Origin of the sequence: Prosthecobacter sp. (assembly GCF_044226605.1) — a bacterium.
Classification (GTDB): Bacteria; Verrucomicrobiota; Verrucomicrobiia; order Verrucomicrobiales; family Verrucomicrobiaceae; genus Prosthecobacter.
Genome location: NZ_JBGAGS010000021.1, coordinates 1 through 15,812 on the forward strand (window position 1 = coordinate 1; position 15,812 = coordinate 15,812).

A 15,812-nucleotide genomic window follows, 5' to 3' on the forward strand; every position below is an offset into this window, starting at 1 on the left:
GCATGGCGGCAGCATCTGCAGTTCGCTGCGATCAGTTCCTCGAAGGTGGCTCATGCCCATCTTGTTGCGCATGAACGCCCCCGGTCAAACCGGTGAAATAGTTTTCACACAGCCTGGACAGCCCGCCCTACCTGCGCTGGTCCCGCGAGTACTCAGCGTCGGGTAGGGCGGCTTGTCCTCAAGCCGCCGCCGAGCGACTCCACGCCTCCTTCCACGCACACCGTCTCCGCATTCACAGAAAGAGAGGAAGAGTTAGAGGGGAGGAACAGAAGGCTCATTCACATCCTCCTCCGCCGGATCAGCCACTTCCCCGCTGCGCTTGAAGCAGGCACCGCAACGCAAGAACCTCCCGCGCCATCCCGTTGCAGCAGCCATCTGTCCATTCCCCTAGCTTAGCCCCAGCCAAACCATGACATCCCTCATTCGCATTCTCCTGGCCACGCTCATCCTCTGCGTCTCCTGCCCTGCCGAAGAAGCTCAGCTCCCCACAGCCAGCGTGCCCGTGGCCTACCTCGACGTGATCGATGCCTATCAGCGTCTCAAGTCCAGCTTCCCGGAGATTCATGAGATCGTACGCACCGTTCAGATCGACAAAAGCACGCTCGTGCTCAATCCCGCCCACGCCAAATACGACGCAGCGCGGCAGATGCTCAAACGCATCGACGTCCGCCCCAAGCAGGTCCTCCTGCGAGTCGTTGTCTCCGAGCTGGCCCAGGACGGCAGCGAGAAAATCATCTCCCGCCCCAACCTTACCACCCTCAACAACCAGCCCGCGGCAGTGATCTTCTCCTCGGAAAACAAACAGTTCAAAGTGTCCATCAATCCCACGGTTTTGCCAGAAGCAGCAGCAAAGTAGCCGGGGGCCTCAGGAGAGGAGGTCAGGCCCCCGGGCGCAGCTCCAGCCAGGGGTGGCTTTTGCCTCAGCCTGCTCTTTTTTTGACACGTCCTGCATCTTCCCACCCTGCCCTACCACACCCTGCCACGACAGGCCCCTTGCCCGAGCATGATCCAGGCCGGTGCCGTCAGTGGTTTCAGTTCATTTTCAGGGAGTGTGTTTGCTCAGCGGGGAGGTTTCGTCGGTTTCGTCGGTGTGTTTTGCAGGGGAAGACATTTTTTTTCGTCCCCGCAGCTCACGACCCGCCCAGCGGAGGGTTGATTCTGGCGGTTTCGTCGGTTTTGTCGGTGTATTTTGAGAAGGGGCCGAATTTTTTCCGTCACTCCAGCCAGTCCCAAGACCAGACCATGGTATAAATCCATACCACCCCTCCCAGCAATCAAGGCTCACCGGATGAATGTGAGCCAGCCAAGGAAGGCATTTTCGCGCCTATCCATTCCGTGCGGGAGGTTTCGAGGGTTTTGAAGGTTTTGAGGGTTCATTTCCACAGGGAGACCTTTTTTCTATCGTACCGGCAACTCACTCCTGGACGCCCCAAAACACACCGGAGGGAGGTTCTGGCAGTTTCGGCGGTTTTGGCGGTTCATTTTAACAGGGGGACCTTTTTTTATTGCTCCCCCCCTCACGGCAGAGTTCCGCCAGAAGGAGATTTCAACATCTTCAGAATCTTCAACCACCTCCCCACCAGAATGTAGCATGAAACACCACCTGCTCCCTCAGCAAGCAAAGCTGATTCATCGAATGCCTGATGGAGTGTACGCCTGCAAACCGAGGCACCGGCCTGCAAATCATGGAAAGCCCCCATAGAAGCCCCCCCTCTCAATAACAGACTTCCATGATGACCATCTTCCCATACCACACACCTCCACCGCTCCTCCTTACCCACAGAAGACTCCCTTCAGGTGACATCACCGCGCCCTTTGCCACCTCTTTCCTCCTGTGGCGTACCACCCACTCCTCACGAAAAAAACTCTCCCCGTGCAAAAGCACCCTCAAAACCTCCCGGCGTACAAATTTGTCCCCCTTTGAAAACGAACCGCCAAAACCGCCAAAACCGCCAAAACCGCCAAAACCGCCAAAACCGCCGAATCCCCCCACCCCAGACAGCGCTAAAAAATCTCTCCCTGTTCAAAACTCACCCTCAAAACCTTCAAAACCCTCAAAACCTCGCGCAAAAAAAAAGTGCACCCCTCTAAAATACACCGACGAAACCGACGAAACCGACGAAACCTCCCCCCACTATTGAGAAGACGGCCCTCGGCTTTTCAGCGCTCTGCCATGCAGCGCAGCCCCCTGCCCCGCGCTGCGGCGGCTTGCAGCATGCTGCGTCTCTGTGCAAGGGCCGGGTGGGTTCCCGCCGTATTCACGGCACCATGAACACGCTCAACCGCCGTCAGTTCGTCCGCACGTCTGCTTTGGCCTCCTTCGCCGCACCCGCCATCCTGAAGGCGGCGGGCGCTGACAAGATCAATCTCGCCTTCATCGGCCCCGGTGGCATGGGGACCAATCACATCAACACGATGTGCAAACGCGATGACGTCATCTACTCCTGGGTCTGCGATGCGGACTCCAAGCGTGCGGAAGCTGCGGCGAAGAAGATCCAGGAGCTGACCGGCCAGACGCCGAAGATCGCCAGGGACATGCGGCAGGTGTTTGATGACAAAGCGGTGCAGGCCGTGCTAATGGCCACGCCGGACCACTGGCATGCGCCGGGCGCGATCCTCGCCGCGAACGCCGGCAAGCACGTGTATGTGGAGAAACCCTGCTCCCACAATCTGCGCGAGGGGCGGCTCATGATCGAAGCCGCCGCGAAAAACAAAGTCGCCATGCAGGTGGGCACGCAGAGCCGCAGCACGGCCAGCATCAGCCAGATCATCGAAAAGCTGCGCAGCGGTGTCATTGGCGAGGTCCTGGTGGCCAAGGCCTGGAACAGCCAGCTCCGTGCGAATCACGGCCACAAGCCCGACACCGACCCGCCTGCAAACCTCGATTACGAGCAGTGGCTCGGCCCGGTGCCCAAGGTGCCTTTCAAGACCACCTACCATCCCGGCCACTGGCGCTGGTTTCACCACTTTGGCGCCGGAGATTTCGGCAATGACGGCGTGCACGACATCGACATCGCCCGCTGGGGTCTTGGCTTGGACCAGCACCCAAACCGCATCATCGGCCAGGGCAGCAAGCTCTTCTTTGACGATGACCAGGAGTGGCCGGACACGCTCTACTGCGCCTTTGAGTACGACATCGCAGGCAAAACCAAGCAGCTCATCTACGAGCAGCGCGACTGGTCGCCCTACGTGCAGGAAGGCCACGAAAACGGCTGCGCCTGGTATGGCACGGAAGGCATGGTCGTCGGCGGCAAGCAAAAGGGAAACTGGCAGATCTATGGCCGCAAAAACAAGCTCATCGAAGACATCAAGCCCACCTCCGGCCCCGACCTTGCGGCGCATCACGCCAATTTCTTCGACGCCATCCGCACCGGTGCCAGGTTGAACGCCGACATCACCATCAACCACCTCTCCACCTCCCTCTGCCACCTCGGCAACATCGCCGCCCGCACCCGCAGCGCGCTGGTATTTGATCCCACAAAAGAGCAGTTCATCGGGGCCGTCCCCGACACCTCCAAGCTGCTCCGCCGCGACTACCGCGAGCACTGGGCCACGCCGGTGGGGTGAAGGCGGAGTTGACGGTTGTTGACAGAGGTTGACGATTGTGGAGGGTTTTTTCCAATCTTTCCTCTCCCGTCTGCGTTCCCATCACCAACAACCGTCAACCATCATCAACAACCGTAAACTCCCCTTCCTCGCCACGCTGCTGGCGCTCTCCGGTGCCTGTGCGCTCGTGTATCAAATGGCCTGGCTGCGGGAGTTCCGGCTGGTCTTTGGCGGAGCCACACCGGCCACGGCGGCGGTGCTGGCGATCTTCATGGGGGCGATGGGTGCGGGCAGTGCGCTGTTTGGGCGCAAGGCGGAGGCTTCCGCGAATCCGTTGCGGCTGTATGCCTGGATCGAGATCGGCGTAGGTGTCGCTGCACTGCTGACTCCGCTGCTGCTCTCGCTGGTGCGTTCGCTTTATCTCAGCACGGGAGGTATCGCTGCGCTGGGGGTGGTGCCGGCCACTCTGCTGCAGCTGGTGCTGGCCACGATAGTGCTGGCACCGCCCTGCCTGCTCATGGGGGGCAGCCTGCCTGCGGCCTTCAAATGGGTGGAGACAGACCAGGACGCGCAGCGCGGCAGCCTGGGCGTGCTGTATGGCGTGAACACCCTCGGCGCGCTGGCGGGCGTGCTGGGCAGCACCTTCTGGCTGCTGGAGCTGTGGGGCATCCGCAGCACCGTCGTGGCGGCGGCCTGTGTGAACCTGCTCATTGGTGGTATGGCGTGGTATGCGGCTCGGGGAGATTCGGAGCAGAAAGTGGAAAAAAAAGGCAGGAAGGCGCAGAAGCAGGCAAAGGCCGCAGAAGAAGAACCGCCGGAAGATCCCAGCGGACGACTGACGCGGCGCTTTCTGTATGCCGCCGCAGGCATCACGGGCTTCACCTTTTTCCTGAGCGAACTCGTGTGGTTCCGCATTCTGGCACCGCTGCTGGGCAGTTCGGTCTATGGCTTTGGCTTGATCCTCGCGCTGGCGCTTGCGGGTATCGGCTTCGGCGGGCTGCTGTATCGCATGCTGTGGGCGTCACGGGCCGGGGCGGTCACGCAGGCGGCGCTCGCACGGGTGTCAGCGTGGCAGGCGCTGTTTCTCGCGCTGCCTTTTGCGCTGGGAGATCGCATCGCGGTGTTTGCCATCGATGTGAATCAACTGCGCTCGCTCGGCCTGCCGGGGCAGATTGCAGGATGGACGCTCATCGCCAGCCTGCTGGTGCTGGTGCCTTCCATCCTCGCGGGCGTGCAGTTTCCGCTGCTCGTCGGTTTACTGGGCAGCGGCAGTCGCAATGCGGGGCGGCATGTGGGCTTTGCGTATGCGGCGAACACGCTCGGAGCCATCGCAGGCTCGCTCGCGGGTGGTTTTGTGCTGCTGCCATGGCTCACGGCACTGGGCGCATGGCGCGCGGTGTTTGTGCTCACGCTTTTGCTCAGCCTTGCGGCGGCGCTCTTCGGCCTGCGCTCTTTTTCCATTGTGTCCGCGCATGCGCTCGCGGCGCTGTGGCTGGGAGCGGGGGCGCTGATGTTTCTGCCCACCGGCCCCACGGCGGCTTGGCGGCACAAGCCCATCGGCTACGGCCGCGTGGAGGCGCTGCCCGCCTCCATCAATGGCCTGCGCGGCTGGCTGCATGCCAGCCGGTGGAAGATCGCGCATGAATTCGAAGGGCGTGAGGCCAGCGTGGCCGCCGTGAGCAGCGACGACGGCTACTGCCTCTATGTGAACGGCAAGTCCGACGGCTCCGCCTTTGGCGATGCGGACACGCAGATCATGCAGGGCCTTGTGCCTGCCATGCTGCACCCCGCGCCGCACAGCGCCTTCATCGTCGGCCTCGGCACCGGCACCACCGCCGGCTGGGTGGCCGATGTGCCGGAGATGAATCAGGTGGACGTGGTGGAACTCGAGTCCGCCATGACCGCCCTCGCACGCGAGCACTTTGCCCCGGTGAATCGCGACGTGATGAACAAGAAAAACGTGCGCCTCATCCCCGGCGATGCCCGCGAGGCCCTGCTGGCCGCAGGCCGCCGCTACGACCTCGTGATCTCCGAGCCTTCAAATCCCTACCGCGCCGGCGTTTCCACCCTCTTCACGCAGGAGTTCTACGCCGCCGCCAGGGCACGCCTGAACGAGCACGGCCTCTTTGCCCAGTGGGTGCAGGGTTATGAGGTCGATGCGCAGGCCATACGCCAGGTCTATGCCACGCTCACCTCCGTGTTTCCGCATGTGGAGACGTGGATCTCCGGCCCCAATGACCTCCTCTTCATCGGGCACCAGAAGGCACCAGCCTATACCATGGAGCAAATCCGCGCCCGCATGGCGCAGCCGCTGTATGCCGAAGCGCTGAAACGCGTGTGGCTCGCCAATTCCGTGGAGGGCGTTCTCGCGCGTCATCTCGCCTCGCCCGACTTTGCCCGCAGCCTGCTCAAAGCCACGCCCGCCCACATCAACACCGACGACCGCAACCTGCTGGAGTACGGCTTTGCCCGCGCCCTCTCCAAAGACAACAGCTTTGAAACCACGCAGGTGCTCCTCATGGCCATGGAGCAAAACATGGATATGCCTGTTCACCTCGCCACGCAGCTCAGTCTTGTACAGCTCAGCTACGAGCGCCTGCGCATGCTCGCCGCAGACGGCTCAACCGCCTCCATCCCCAACGAACTCGAAGGCGACTACCAGCGCCGCGTGGATGCCGTGACCGCTTTTTTCAAAGGCGACTTTAAAGGCGTGCTCGACTCGTGGACTGGCAAAGCCGAAAGCCCCTTTGAGCATCTCATGCTCATGGAGGCCGCCGCTCAGGCTGGCACCGCCGAGCAACTGAAGCCGCACCTCGAAGCCCTGCGCCAGGACTGGCCTGCCGACGCCCACTTCGCTTCCGCCGTGTCCGCCTTTCAGGAGCAGTCCTACGATGACGCCACCTCCCACCTGCTGGACGGCTTCAAAGCCCTGCGCCCGCAGGTCTGGGTGCGGCTCTCCTCTGTGCAGACCGCGCTCTCGCTCGTGCCACCGCTCGCGGCCAACAATCGCGATCTGGTGCCGCAGTTCGTCGCCGTGCTGAAGCAGCCCTTTCCCGGCGGACTGGCCGAGCCGAGCCGCTTGAACACGCTTATCCAGATCATCACCCTGCTTTCAGATGCAGAGAAGATCGAGGTGCTCTCCCTCTTTGAACCCAATCCCCCATGGCAGCGCCAGTTCCTGGAGTTCCGCGCCAAAACGTATCGTGCCGCCAAGCACACACGCGCAGAGCAGGCCGAGCACGATGTGCAGGAGTTTCTGCAGCATGCGGACCGTCCGCTGGATGAGGGTGCAAATGCGGCATCCCGATAGTCCGGCGGCCATTCAATCGACCGTTTGCCAGCCGTCTTATTTTTCCTTCACCGTGATCTCCAGATCCTTGAAGCCCGGTTTTGCCGCGGGGACGCCGCTGACCTCCACGGTCTTGAAAAGCCCTGTGCGCAGCAGCGCCTGACGTCCTTTCTCGATGAGAACCGTGTTAAAAACATCGCCGGGAGCGAGCCTGAACTCCTTGCGTATTTCCTCCGCCTTGACGTTGCTGTTGCCGGAGATCCTGACCTCCTGAAGCAGCGATTTTTTCCCTTCGTCAATGTGATACTCCATCCGCAGCGAGCCTTTGCCCATTTCCATCGAACTGATTTCCACGCTTGCATCGGCGTAGCCACGCGCCCCATAAAAGCTGGTGATCATTTCGCGGTCCTGCTCCAACGCTGATCCCGAGTAAAGCTTGCCGACAACGACGTGGGTCGTTGGAGCGATCTGATTGGAAGTGAATGTGTCGTTTCCGGTCAGCTTCAGTTCGTTCACACGATACAGGTCGCCGCTGTCGATGACAAACACGAGTTTCAGGCGGTCGTCCTTCACCGGTTCGGCGCGCACTTCCTTGACTTGCACGTACATATAGCCCCGTTCACGCAGGCTTTTCTCAATGATCAGCACATTCGATTTCAAGGTGTCTTCATCAAAGAGTCCCCCTTCTTTGAGTTCGAGCTTTGAGCGCATTTCCTCCGCATCCAAATTCTTGAACCCTTCAAAGCGAATGGCAGCGATGACTTTGTTGGAGATCTCTTGATTTGGGTCCGGTTTTTGCGCCTGCGTGGCGGGACTCAAAGCGATGAGCAGGCCAAGAAAAAGTGTGACGAGGAGGCGGTGCCAAAGGTTAGCGATCATGGCTCAGGAGAAAAATGAGGAAAAACAAAGCGCTGTGGCAATCTTCCCGCCGCATTGTGGCTGGAGGCTGAGCGACCGGCAAGCGGCCAGGTGGAATTTCTGCGCACGTCGCGCTCCCGAGCGCTTTGGCCTGCAACGCTGGGCGATCGAGGCGCGTTGAATTCACATGCTCTCCACCCTGCTTGTGATCCTCGCGACGGCTGCGGCTGAACCGCTGCCGAACACGCAGATCGAGGCGCTGCCGAAATCGGCGGCGCTGCCTGGAGACACGCGTGAAAAGATCGCGCTGGGGCGGCTGCTGTTTTTTGATCCCGTGCTTTCCGCCACGCGCAGCGTCGCCTGCGCCACCTGCCACAGTCCGCAGCATGGCTGGGCGGATGCGCGGCCCACGCCGCTCGGCGTGAATGCCAGCGGCATCGGGCCGGCGCGCAGGGTGGTGAAGGACGCAGCCTTTGCCCCGCTCATGCGCAACACGCCCACGATTCTAAACACGGCCTTCAACGGCATCGAGTCCGGCAGGCCCTATGATCCCGCACAGGCGCCGATGTTCTGGGACAACCGCGTGCGAAGTCTCGAAGCGCAGGCGCTCGCGCCGATACGCCAGCGCGAGGAGATGCGCGGGGATGGATGCAGCGAGGCGGAGGCTGTGCCGCAGATGGTGGAGCGTCTCAAGGCGGTGCCGGAATATGTGAAGCTGTTTGAAAACGAGATCACCGCCGAAAAAGTCACGCAGGCCATCGCCGCGTATGAGCGCACGCTGATTGCGCCAGACACACCCTTTGACCGCTTCATGCGTGGCGACAAATCCGCCATGACCACCGAGCAGCAGCAGGGCATGGCCGCCTTTCAAAGAGCCGGCTGCGCGCTCTGCCACAACGGCCCCATGCTTTCAGATTTCAAGCTTCACGCCATCGGCCTCACGGACAGCGCGACAAATCGCACCGAATTTCGCACGCCCTCTCTGCGCAATCTCACGCATACCGCGCCCTACATGCACCACGGCGGCAGCACCACGCTGGATGAAGTGCTGTTGTTTTATGACCGTCTCATGGATCAGGCCGCTGAAACTCTGGAAGGCGGAGACGTGAGCAGCCTCCCTCCGCTGGACCCCTTGCTCCGCCACATGAACCTGCTGCCGGAAGATCATGCGCCGATCCGGGCCTTCTTGGAAGCGCTGAGCAGTGATGCGTATGACAAGACGGCGCCGGAGAAGGTGCCGAGCGGACTAAAGCCCGGCGGATAGGTGTCCGTCCGGTTGATGGGAGACAGCCGCCTCCCTGTCCTTTCACCACAGCACTCCATCTCGTCCCAGGCAGGAAGAGGGACACCCCATGCCATGATCGGGCAGGATGCCTGGCCTTGGGTGAAGCAGCATGGACTCGACAAAGCCTCATCCATTTGATACTCTGAGATGCGTTATGACAGCCGTCGTGCAAAACATCCGTCAGCAAATCGACCGCCTTGCACCCGAGGAGGTGGAGGAACTTTTTGCTGAGCTTGAAACCGACTACGCCATTCGAGTCATCCATCAAACGCAACGCCCCATCAAGGTCGAGGAACTCAGCGCGGCAGACCAGGCCAAGCACGCTGCCTTGCGCCACGACATCCAGATTGCAGCCGACTCTCTCGATCGCGGAGAAGGCATTGAGATCGACTGGGATGAATTCCTGGCCGAGCGGCATCGCGCTTATGCCGCCAGGCAGCAGACCGCATGAGTCAGGTCATTTACGCACCCAATGCCAAAGCCGACCTTCAGCAAATCTGGGACTACGTCGCTGAGGACAGCCAGATGCAGGCAGATCGCCTGATTCTGAGTTTCCGCACCAAACTCCAAAAGCTCGCCGGTGGAAACACACTTGGGCGTCCGCGCCCAGACCTCTGCACCAACTGCCGCAGCACCCCTTTCGGAAAATACTGCTTCTACTACCGTCCCACAGAGTCAGGCATCGAGGTGCTGCGGATTCTTCATTCTGCACGCGACCTCGGTCAGATTAATTTCCTTGGGTGAGAACAAAGGCCTGCAGCCTTGACTTGAGAGCCGCAAAAAAGCGCAAGTAATCAAAAGAGAATCTGACAGCTCAATCCGCCTGCTCCCCACTGCTTTTTGCGTCTCTTTGCGGCCCATCATTCCTTACTTCGCGTCACCACGCATCCGTCCGGAACGGCTGCGCGGGGAGACCGTCTTTGTTGAAGAGGTTGGCCCACTGGAAGGCATTGTTCCAGGCGTAGCGCACGGCGGCGGGCTGGGGCACATCCTTGCTGGAAACAACGACGCTGTCTCCTTCAATGACGGCATCGGCCCAGACGAATTTCTTGTCTGCACCGGCGATGGAGAAGCCCTGCAGCTTGTCGCCGTTTTTGAAGGCGAGGCCTTTGCCTGTGTGCTTGAACTTCAGTGTCACCTTGCCGCCGCTGATGCTGTGGGAAGCGAGCTGCGGGCCGAGGTATTCATTTCCCTTTTCATACGCCACAGCCAGCGCCACCTGCACCGCACGCGCGCCGTAGCCGGACTTGTTCGGCGGATGAATGCCATTGCCCAGGTCACTGCTGATGACCATGTGCGTGTTCTTGTACTTCATGATCTGCTCAAAGGCCACGTGCGAGTACTCGCGGTCCGGGTTGTTGGGGATGGTCTTGGGCAGCGGCGCGAACTTCTCCGCGAGGCGGTTCATCGGTTGCGTGTAATCAAACGCGCAGCCGCCACCGCTGGGCTTTTCCACGTAGAGCCAGGGGAAGTCTCCCTGCCCCCAGGCCTTGCGCCAGCCGCCGATGAGAGCGCCCATGAGCGTTACCTGATCCACGCCGGCGATGTTGGTGCGGCTCTCGCCCTGATCCCACAGCACGCCTTTGATGCCGTAGCCCACATACGGGCGGATGAACTGCTCAAAGAGCTGGCCCACCTTGCCGAAATTGGGTTCGCCGGCTTTGCCGACCGCCTGCGGCCCGCGTGGTGGGCGGGTGGGTTCTTTGCCTTCTTTTTTCATGGCCTCGGACTGCTTTCTCCACGCGGCCAGTTCGACATCCCACTTGGCTTTCTCCTCGGCGTATTTGGCCGCGAGTTCGTCATACTTATACGTCGGGGCAAAGGCCTTCACCGCCTCCGCGCAGGCGGCATCGCTGCGATACATCTCCTCGCTGAGCCAGAAACCCGAAGGCGTGCCGCCCGCCGCACCCACCATCAGGCCCACCGGCACGCCGATCTCCTTCTGCAAAGGAACGCCAAAGGAGAACAGCAGCGCGCTGAATTTCACATTCGTCTCCGGCGTGGACTGCTCCCACACGGCATTGGCATCTTTGCGCATCAGACGCAGGTGCGGGTAGCTCTGCTTGGAGGCGGCATCCAGCACGGGATCATCCTTGGTGTAGCTGGCCACCACCATGTCCATGTTTGACTGGCCGGAGCCGATCCACACATCGCCCACGAGAACGTCCTCGATCTTCTTGTCGCCGATGGTCAGCGTGCGAGGCTCTGCGCTGGCTTTGAGGGCGTCGAGCTTCACGCTCCACGCGCCTATGTCATCTGCCGTCGCGGTCTTGCTCTGGCCGGCAAATTCCACTTTCACCTTCTCGCCCGGAGCCGCCGTGCCCCACACCGGCACCGCCATGCCGCGCTGAAGGACCATGTGCGGCGTGAAGACTTTTGATAATTTCACCTCGGCATGCAATGCGGAGGCAAACAGAAGCAGGGAGACGCAGGCGAAGGAAAGTTTCATGAGATGTGGAAAGGAAATACGAAGAACGGCCCACGATCTAGCGCAGGCTTGGCAGCAAACGTATGCACAGGCTGCGAATCCCCCAGAAGCTGGTAAAAAATGGGTGGTAAAAGATTTCAGAAATTCTGATCTAAAAATCTTTTACCATTCATCTTTTACCAGCCCTCGCCACCATATGACGGCTCGCCTTGCTTGGTTCGACCGCATGGCCCTTGTCAAAACCGCCACGCCAGCACGCGGCTTTTCTTCTGGCCTTGCGCCATGTCGATTTTCCGCACTTCTGCCGCCTTCACTTTGCGCAGCGTTTTCTCCAATGGCCCCACGTTCTCACTCTTGGACACCAGCGTGGTGAACCACCCGCACTGCTGCGCAAACTCCGTGCTCTCCGCGATCATGCGGCGGATGAATGCCAGCTCGCCCCCCTCACACCACAGCTCATTCGCTTTGCCACCGAAGTTCAGCGCGGCGCCTTTCTGCCCAAGATTGCGCAGCTTCCTCTGCGTGCCTGCGGCTGCCTCGGCGGCGGAGGCATGGAAGGGCGGGTTGCACATCGTGAGGTCAAAGTACTCTCCCTTTTGGATGATGCCGCGAAAGCACTGCTGCGCCGATTTCTGCAGGCGGCACTCGATCAAGCCCGCCACGCTCGGATTTGCCGCCACCATCTTCCTCGCCCAGCGCCACGCGTCGGCATCCACCTCCGCGCCCACAAAGCTCCAGCCGTACTCGCTCGCACCGATGATGGGGTAGATGCTGTTCGCGCCGGTGCCGATGTCCAGCACGCGCACGGCTGCACCACGCTGCATGCCGATGAGATCCGCCAGATGATGAAGGTAGTCGCTACGCCCTGGAATGGGCGGGCAGAGCGCGCCGGGTGGGATGTCCCAATGCTCAATGCCATACGCATCCCGCAGCAGCGCAGCATTCAGCGCCTTCACCGCCTGCGGGTCCGCGTAGTCGATGCTGGCATCGCCATGCGCATTCGGCTTCACAAACGTCGCGAGCGCTGGCGCACAGGCGATGAGCTTTGGAAAATCGTAGCGCCCGTTGAAGCGGTTGCGCGGGTGCATTCCTGCCTTCGCCTTATCACTCATCACCGCACTCCTCCCGGCGGCGTGCGATCCTCGCCAAAGTATTTCTCGCTGCGGTAGCGCAGCCACACACGCAGCACCTGCGGCACTTTTTCGCGTTCGGCCTCGCTCAGGGTTTCATAGAGTGCCATCGCCTTCTCGCGCTCGACACGGCAGGCGCGGTTGTTGTGCGCATCCCAGTAGCTGCGCGCCACGCGGATGCGGCGGCAGACTTCCTTGATCAAAGCGGCGCCGGTGAGCGGCTTGTCGCTGGGTTTCTTTTTGGCGGGCATGATGTTCAAGACCTTGCCTTACAGAATGGCGCGAGGCAACGCGTAGTAGATCCATGCCCGCCCGCATCGCTGCTTTTGCCCTCCTCTTTGCCACCCACACCCTTGCCCAGAGCGGCACCATCCCCGCCGACCGTCCAAGGGCACGCCCTGCCTCTGCGCTCACGGGCTGGGCGGACTGGGAAAAAGGCGAAGAGCTGCTGAAACGCATCCAAGTGCCGCCCGCGCCGGTGCTTTCAGCCGAAGACGAGGCGAAGACCTTCAAACTCGCGCCCGGATTCCGTGCGGAACTGGTCGCGTGCGAGCCGATGGTGCAGTGCCCGATCTTCTTTGAGTTCGACCCCGACGGACGCATCTGGGTGGTGGAATACCAGGGCTACATGCGCGATGTGCAGGGCAGCGGCGAAGGAGACCCCATCTGCCGCGTGGTGGTGCTGGAAGATGAAAACGGCGACGGCAGGGCGGACAAAAGCACCGTGTTCCTCGACAAGCTAGTCATGCCCCGCAGCTTTGCCTTGGTGAAAGGTGGCATTCTTCTGCAGGAGCCGCCCCGGCTGTGGTACTGCGAAGACATGGATGGAGATCTGCGCTGCGACAAACGCACCGAGGTGGGCACCATGGGCGTGGGCGGAAATCCGCAGCACACGGCGAACGGGCTGCGCCGTGGCATCGACAACTGGCTGCACTGCGCCGACTGGCCGCACCGCTACCAGTGGCGGGATGGCAAACTGATCGACGAGCCCACGCTGCACCGCGGGCAGTTTGGTGTGAGCTTTGATGAAACCGGCCGCTTCATCAGCTGCTACGAAAACAGCGCCATGCACATGGACCTCATCCCCGCGGAGGCGCTGCTGCGGCATCCAAACCTTGCCAAACTCGCGCAGCGTGGTGGCCGTGGCAGCTTTGGCGTGAATGTGAACGTGGCGAAAGAAGCCGCCGAATGCTTTCCCATCCGAGTGACACCGGCGGTGACGCTCGGCTCGCTGGAGCTGCGCGATGACGGCCGCCTGCGCACCTACACCATTGTCTCCGGCACCTGCTTTTATGACGGCGATCAATTTCCGCCTGAGATGCACGGCAGCGTCTTCGTGCCCGACTCCGCCGGACATCTGGTGGGAACCCTGAAGCTCAGCGGCGGCGTCTCACCGCAGGCGCAGCGGTTTTTTCCGCCGGAGCAGGAATTCATCGCCAGCACGGACGAGCGCTTTCGCCCCGTCAATGCACGCGTGGGGCCGGATGGTGCGCTGTATCTCGCGGACATGTATCATGGCATCATCGAGCACGTCATTTTCATCGTGCCGTGGCTGACCAGGCAGATCGAGCAGCGCAAACTCTACGAAGGCAATGATCACGGCCGCATCTGGAGGATCGTGCATGACGGTGGCGCGCCGCTGCGCCCACGGCCCGCGCTTTCCAAAGCCGCAGATGCAGAACTGGTGGAGGCGCTGGGGCACCCGAACGGCTGGCAGCGAAACACGGCTCAGCGGCTGCTGGTGGAGCGCCAGGCGGATCTCGGAGATCCCAACCGCTTTTCTGCCCCATTGCATCGTTTGCATGCACTTTGGACACTGGAAGGCACTGGCAGGCTGACGAAACCGATCCTGCAAAAAGCCGAGCTGGATGCCGACCCACGTGTACGTGCCGCCGCAGCCAGGCTGGGCGCGGAGATCCCGCTGCAGATGGAGCCGGATGCGGGCGTGCGGCTGCAGGCGCTCCTCAGGCACCAGAGCACCGAGGACCTGGTGCAGCACTTGACGCAGCATGAAGATGACTTGAGCCGCATCGCCGCAATGACGGGCGTGCATGGCCGGGAGGTGGAGCTGCTGGACCTGCTGCTGAAGCAGGCGGGGTGGCTGAAGGAGTCGCCGCACCGCCGCGAGACGCTGCGCCTGCTCAGCCAGCTCATTGGGATGGATGATCAGCAGGCTGCGCTGGTGGCACGGATGGAGCAGACAGGCAGCTGGCAGCGCATGGCGCTGGTGGACGGCTTCCTGACCACGCAGCCGAACGACCCTCGGCAAATCAAAGCCGTAAAGCTGCCGGAGAGGCCCCGGTTCCTCGATGAACTGGCGGCGAACCGCGACATCGCCGCCCGCGAGCGCGTGCAGCGCCTGCGCATGTGCCTCACCTGGCCGGGGGCGGACAGCGTGGTCACTTCCACACGCAAGCAACCGCTTGGCACCGCAGCGCAGCAGCAGATCGGGCGCGGAGCCGCGGTGTATCAGACGGTGTGCGGCCTGTGCCATCAGCCGACGGGTTATGGCATCCCAAACGTGGCCCCGCCGCTGGCGGAAAGCGAGTGGGCAACCGGCGAACCGGAACGCATGATCCGCATCGCGCTGCACGGCTTGTATGGAGAGATCGAAGTGAACGGGCAAAAGTGGAATCTCGCCATGCCCGGCCAGGGGGAAAACCCCATGCTGGATGACGCAAAGCTGGCCGATGTGCTGACCTACGTGCGCAATGCCTGGGGCAATGAAGCCAGCGTGATCGATGCCGCGCAAGTCGCCGCAGTGCGGGCGCAGACCAAGACACGCAAGATGCCCTGGACGGCGGATACGCTGCTGCAGGTGGATGTGAAAGGAGGCCACGCCATTCAGGCCGATGCCGATGGCGTGCTGCTGCTTCCCGCCAGTGCCGCAAAGACCTATGGGCAGAAGCTGGCCTATCGTGCCGCACTCAACGTGCTGGCCCCGTGGCGCATCGACACGGATGTGGCCGAGTGGCTGATCCAGGTGCCTGCAGACGGTGAATACGAAGTGCTCGTGACCCTCGCGGCGGATGACGCCTCCGCGGGCGATGCCTATGTGATCGAAGCCGAGAACGCCAGCGCAAAGGGCGTGGTGCAGTCCACCGGCGGCTATGAGAGTTTCAAGGAGCAGCCGGCGGGAAAACTCAAGCTCAAGGCAGGCGCACAATCTCTGCTGATGCGGCCGGAAGGAGCGCTGAAGCAAGAACTGGCGGACGTGCGGGCGGTGCGGCTGGTGCGCAGGTAAAATGAAGGGTCGAATACCACGCTTCTGAGACC

At 61.6% G+C, this 15,812-nt stretch carries 11 protein-coding genes; 7 read left to right on the forward strand and 4 right to left on the reverse strand.

Features of this window, described 5'->3' with window-relative positions:
- The first annotated feature begins 409 nt into the window (after nucleotides 1-409).
- From ACILSO_RS24835 to ACILSO_RS24845, 3 genes are all read left to right on the forward strand, one after another.
- The gene (locus ACILSO_RS24835) at nucleotides 410-856 is read left to right on the forward strand and encodes a hypothetical protein (RefSeq protein ID WP_395740175.1); all 447 of its coding nucleotides are present in this window, start codon (nucleotides 410-412) and stop codon (nucleotides 854-856) included.
- 1,412 nt (nucleotides 857-2,268) lie between these two features.
- A complete protein-coding gene (locus ACILSO_RS24840; RefSeq protein WP_395740176.1) occupies nucleotides 2,269-3,567 on the forward strand; it encodes a Gfo/Idh/MocA family protein in 1,299 nt (432 codons plus the stop codon).
- Nucleotides 3,568-3,604: 37 nt separating this feature from the next.
- A complete protein-coding gene (locus tag ACILSO_RS24845) occupies nucleotides 3,605-6,856 on the forward strand; it encodes a fused MFS/spermidine synthase (protein WP_395740177.1) in 3,252 nt (1,083 codons plus the stop codon).
- Nucleotides 6,857-6,892: 36 nt separating this feature from the next.
- Here ACILSO_RS24845 and ACILSO_RS24850 read toward each other — a convergent pair whose 3' ends face one another.
- Nucleotides 6,893-7,714 (reverse strand): FtsQ-type POTRA domain-containing protein, encoded by an 822-nt coding sequence (locus ACILSO_RS24850; protein WP_395740178.1) that lies wholly within the window; start codon nucleotides 7,712-7,714, stop codon nucleotides 6,893-6,895.
- A 166-nt stretch (nucleotides 7,715-7,880) separates the two neighbouring features.
- Between ACILSO_RS24850 and ACILSO_RS24855 the strand changes: the two genes are divergently transcribed.
- From ACILSO_RS24855 to ACILSO_RS24865, 3 genes are all read left to right on the forward strand, one after another.
- The gene (locus ACILSO_RS24855) at nucleotides 7,881-8,957 is read left to right on the forward strand and encodes a cytochrome-c peroxidase (protein WP_395740179.1); all 1,077 of its coding nucleotides are present in this window, start codon (nucleotides 7,881-7,883) and stop codon (nucleotides 8,955-8,957) included.
- Between the two features lie 175 nt (nucleotides 8,958-9,132).
- Complete coding sequence (locus tag ACILSO_RS24860) at nucleotides 9,133-9,429, forward strand: hypothetical protein (protein WP_395740180.1); 297 nt, start codon at nucleotides 9,133-9,135, stop codon at nucleotides 9,427-9,429.
- Nucleotides 9,426-9,722, forward strand: a complete 297-nt coding sequence (locus ACILSO_RS24865; protein WP_395740181.1) for a type II toxin-antitoxin system RelE/ParE family toxin — start codon at nucleotides 9,426-9,428, stop codon at nucleotides 9,720-9,722. Before ACILSO_RS24860 ends, ACILSO_RS24865 begins: the two co-directional genes overlap by 4 nt.
- Before the next feature lie 133 nt (nucleotides 9,723-9,855).
- On the opposite strand, the gene ACILSO_RS24870 is transcribed toward ACILSO_RS24865, so the two are convergent.
- The 3 genes from ACILSO_RS24870 to ACILSO_RS24880 form a co-directional block, all read right to left on the reverse strand.
- Nucleotides 9,856-11,427, reverse strand: coding sequence for a hypothetical protein (locus tag ACILSO_RS24870; protein WP_395740182.1), 1,572 nt, complete (start codon nucleotides 11,425-11,427; stop codon nucleotides 9,856-9,858).
- A 215-nt stretch (nucleotides 11,428-11,642) separates the two neighbouring features.
- On the reverse strand, nucleotides 11,643-12,494 hold the full coding sequence (rlmF, locus tag ACILSO_RS24875) for a 23S rRNA (adenine(1618)-N(6))-methyltransferase RlmF (RefSeq protein ID WP_395740183.1): 852 nt from the start codon (nucleotides 12,492-12,494) through the stop codon (nucleotides 11,643-11,645).
- Between the two features lie 23 nt (nucleotides 12,495-12,517).
- Nucleotides 12,518-12,787, reverse strand: a complete 270-nt coding sequence (locus tag ACILSO_RS24880) for a Precorrin-3B methylase (RefSeq protein WP_395740184.1) — start codon at nucleotides 12,785-12,787, stop codon at nucleotides 12,518-12,520.
- 53 nt (nucleotides 12,788-12,840) lie between these two features.
- Between ACILSO_RS24880 and ACILSO_RS24885 the strand changes: the two genes are divergently transcribed.
- Nucleotides 12,841-15,780, forward strand: coding sequence for a c-type cytochrome (locus tag ACILSO_RS24885; protein ID WP_395740185.1), 2,940 nt, complete (start codon nucleotides 12,841-12,843; stop codon nucleotides 15,778-15,780).
- The last annotated feature ends 32 nt before the right edge of the window (nucleotides 15,781-15,812 follow it).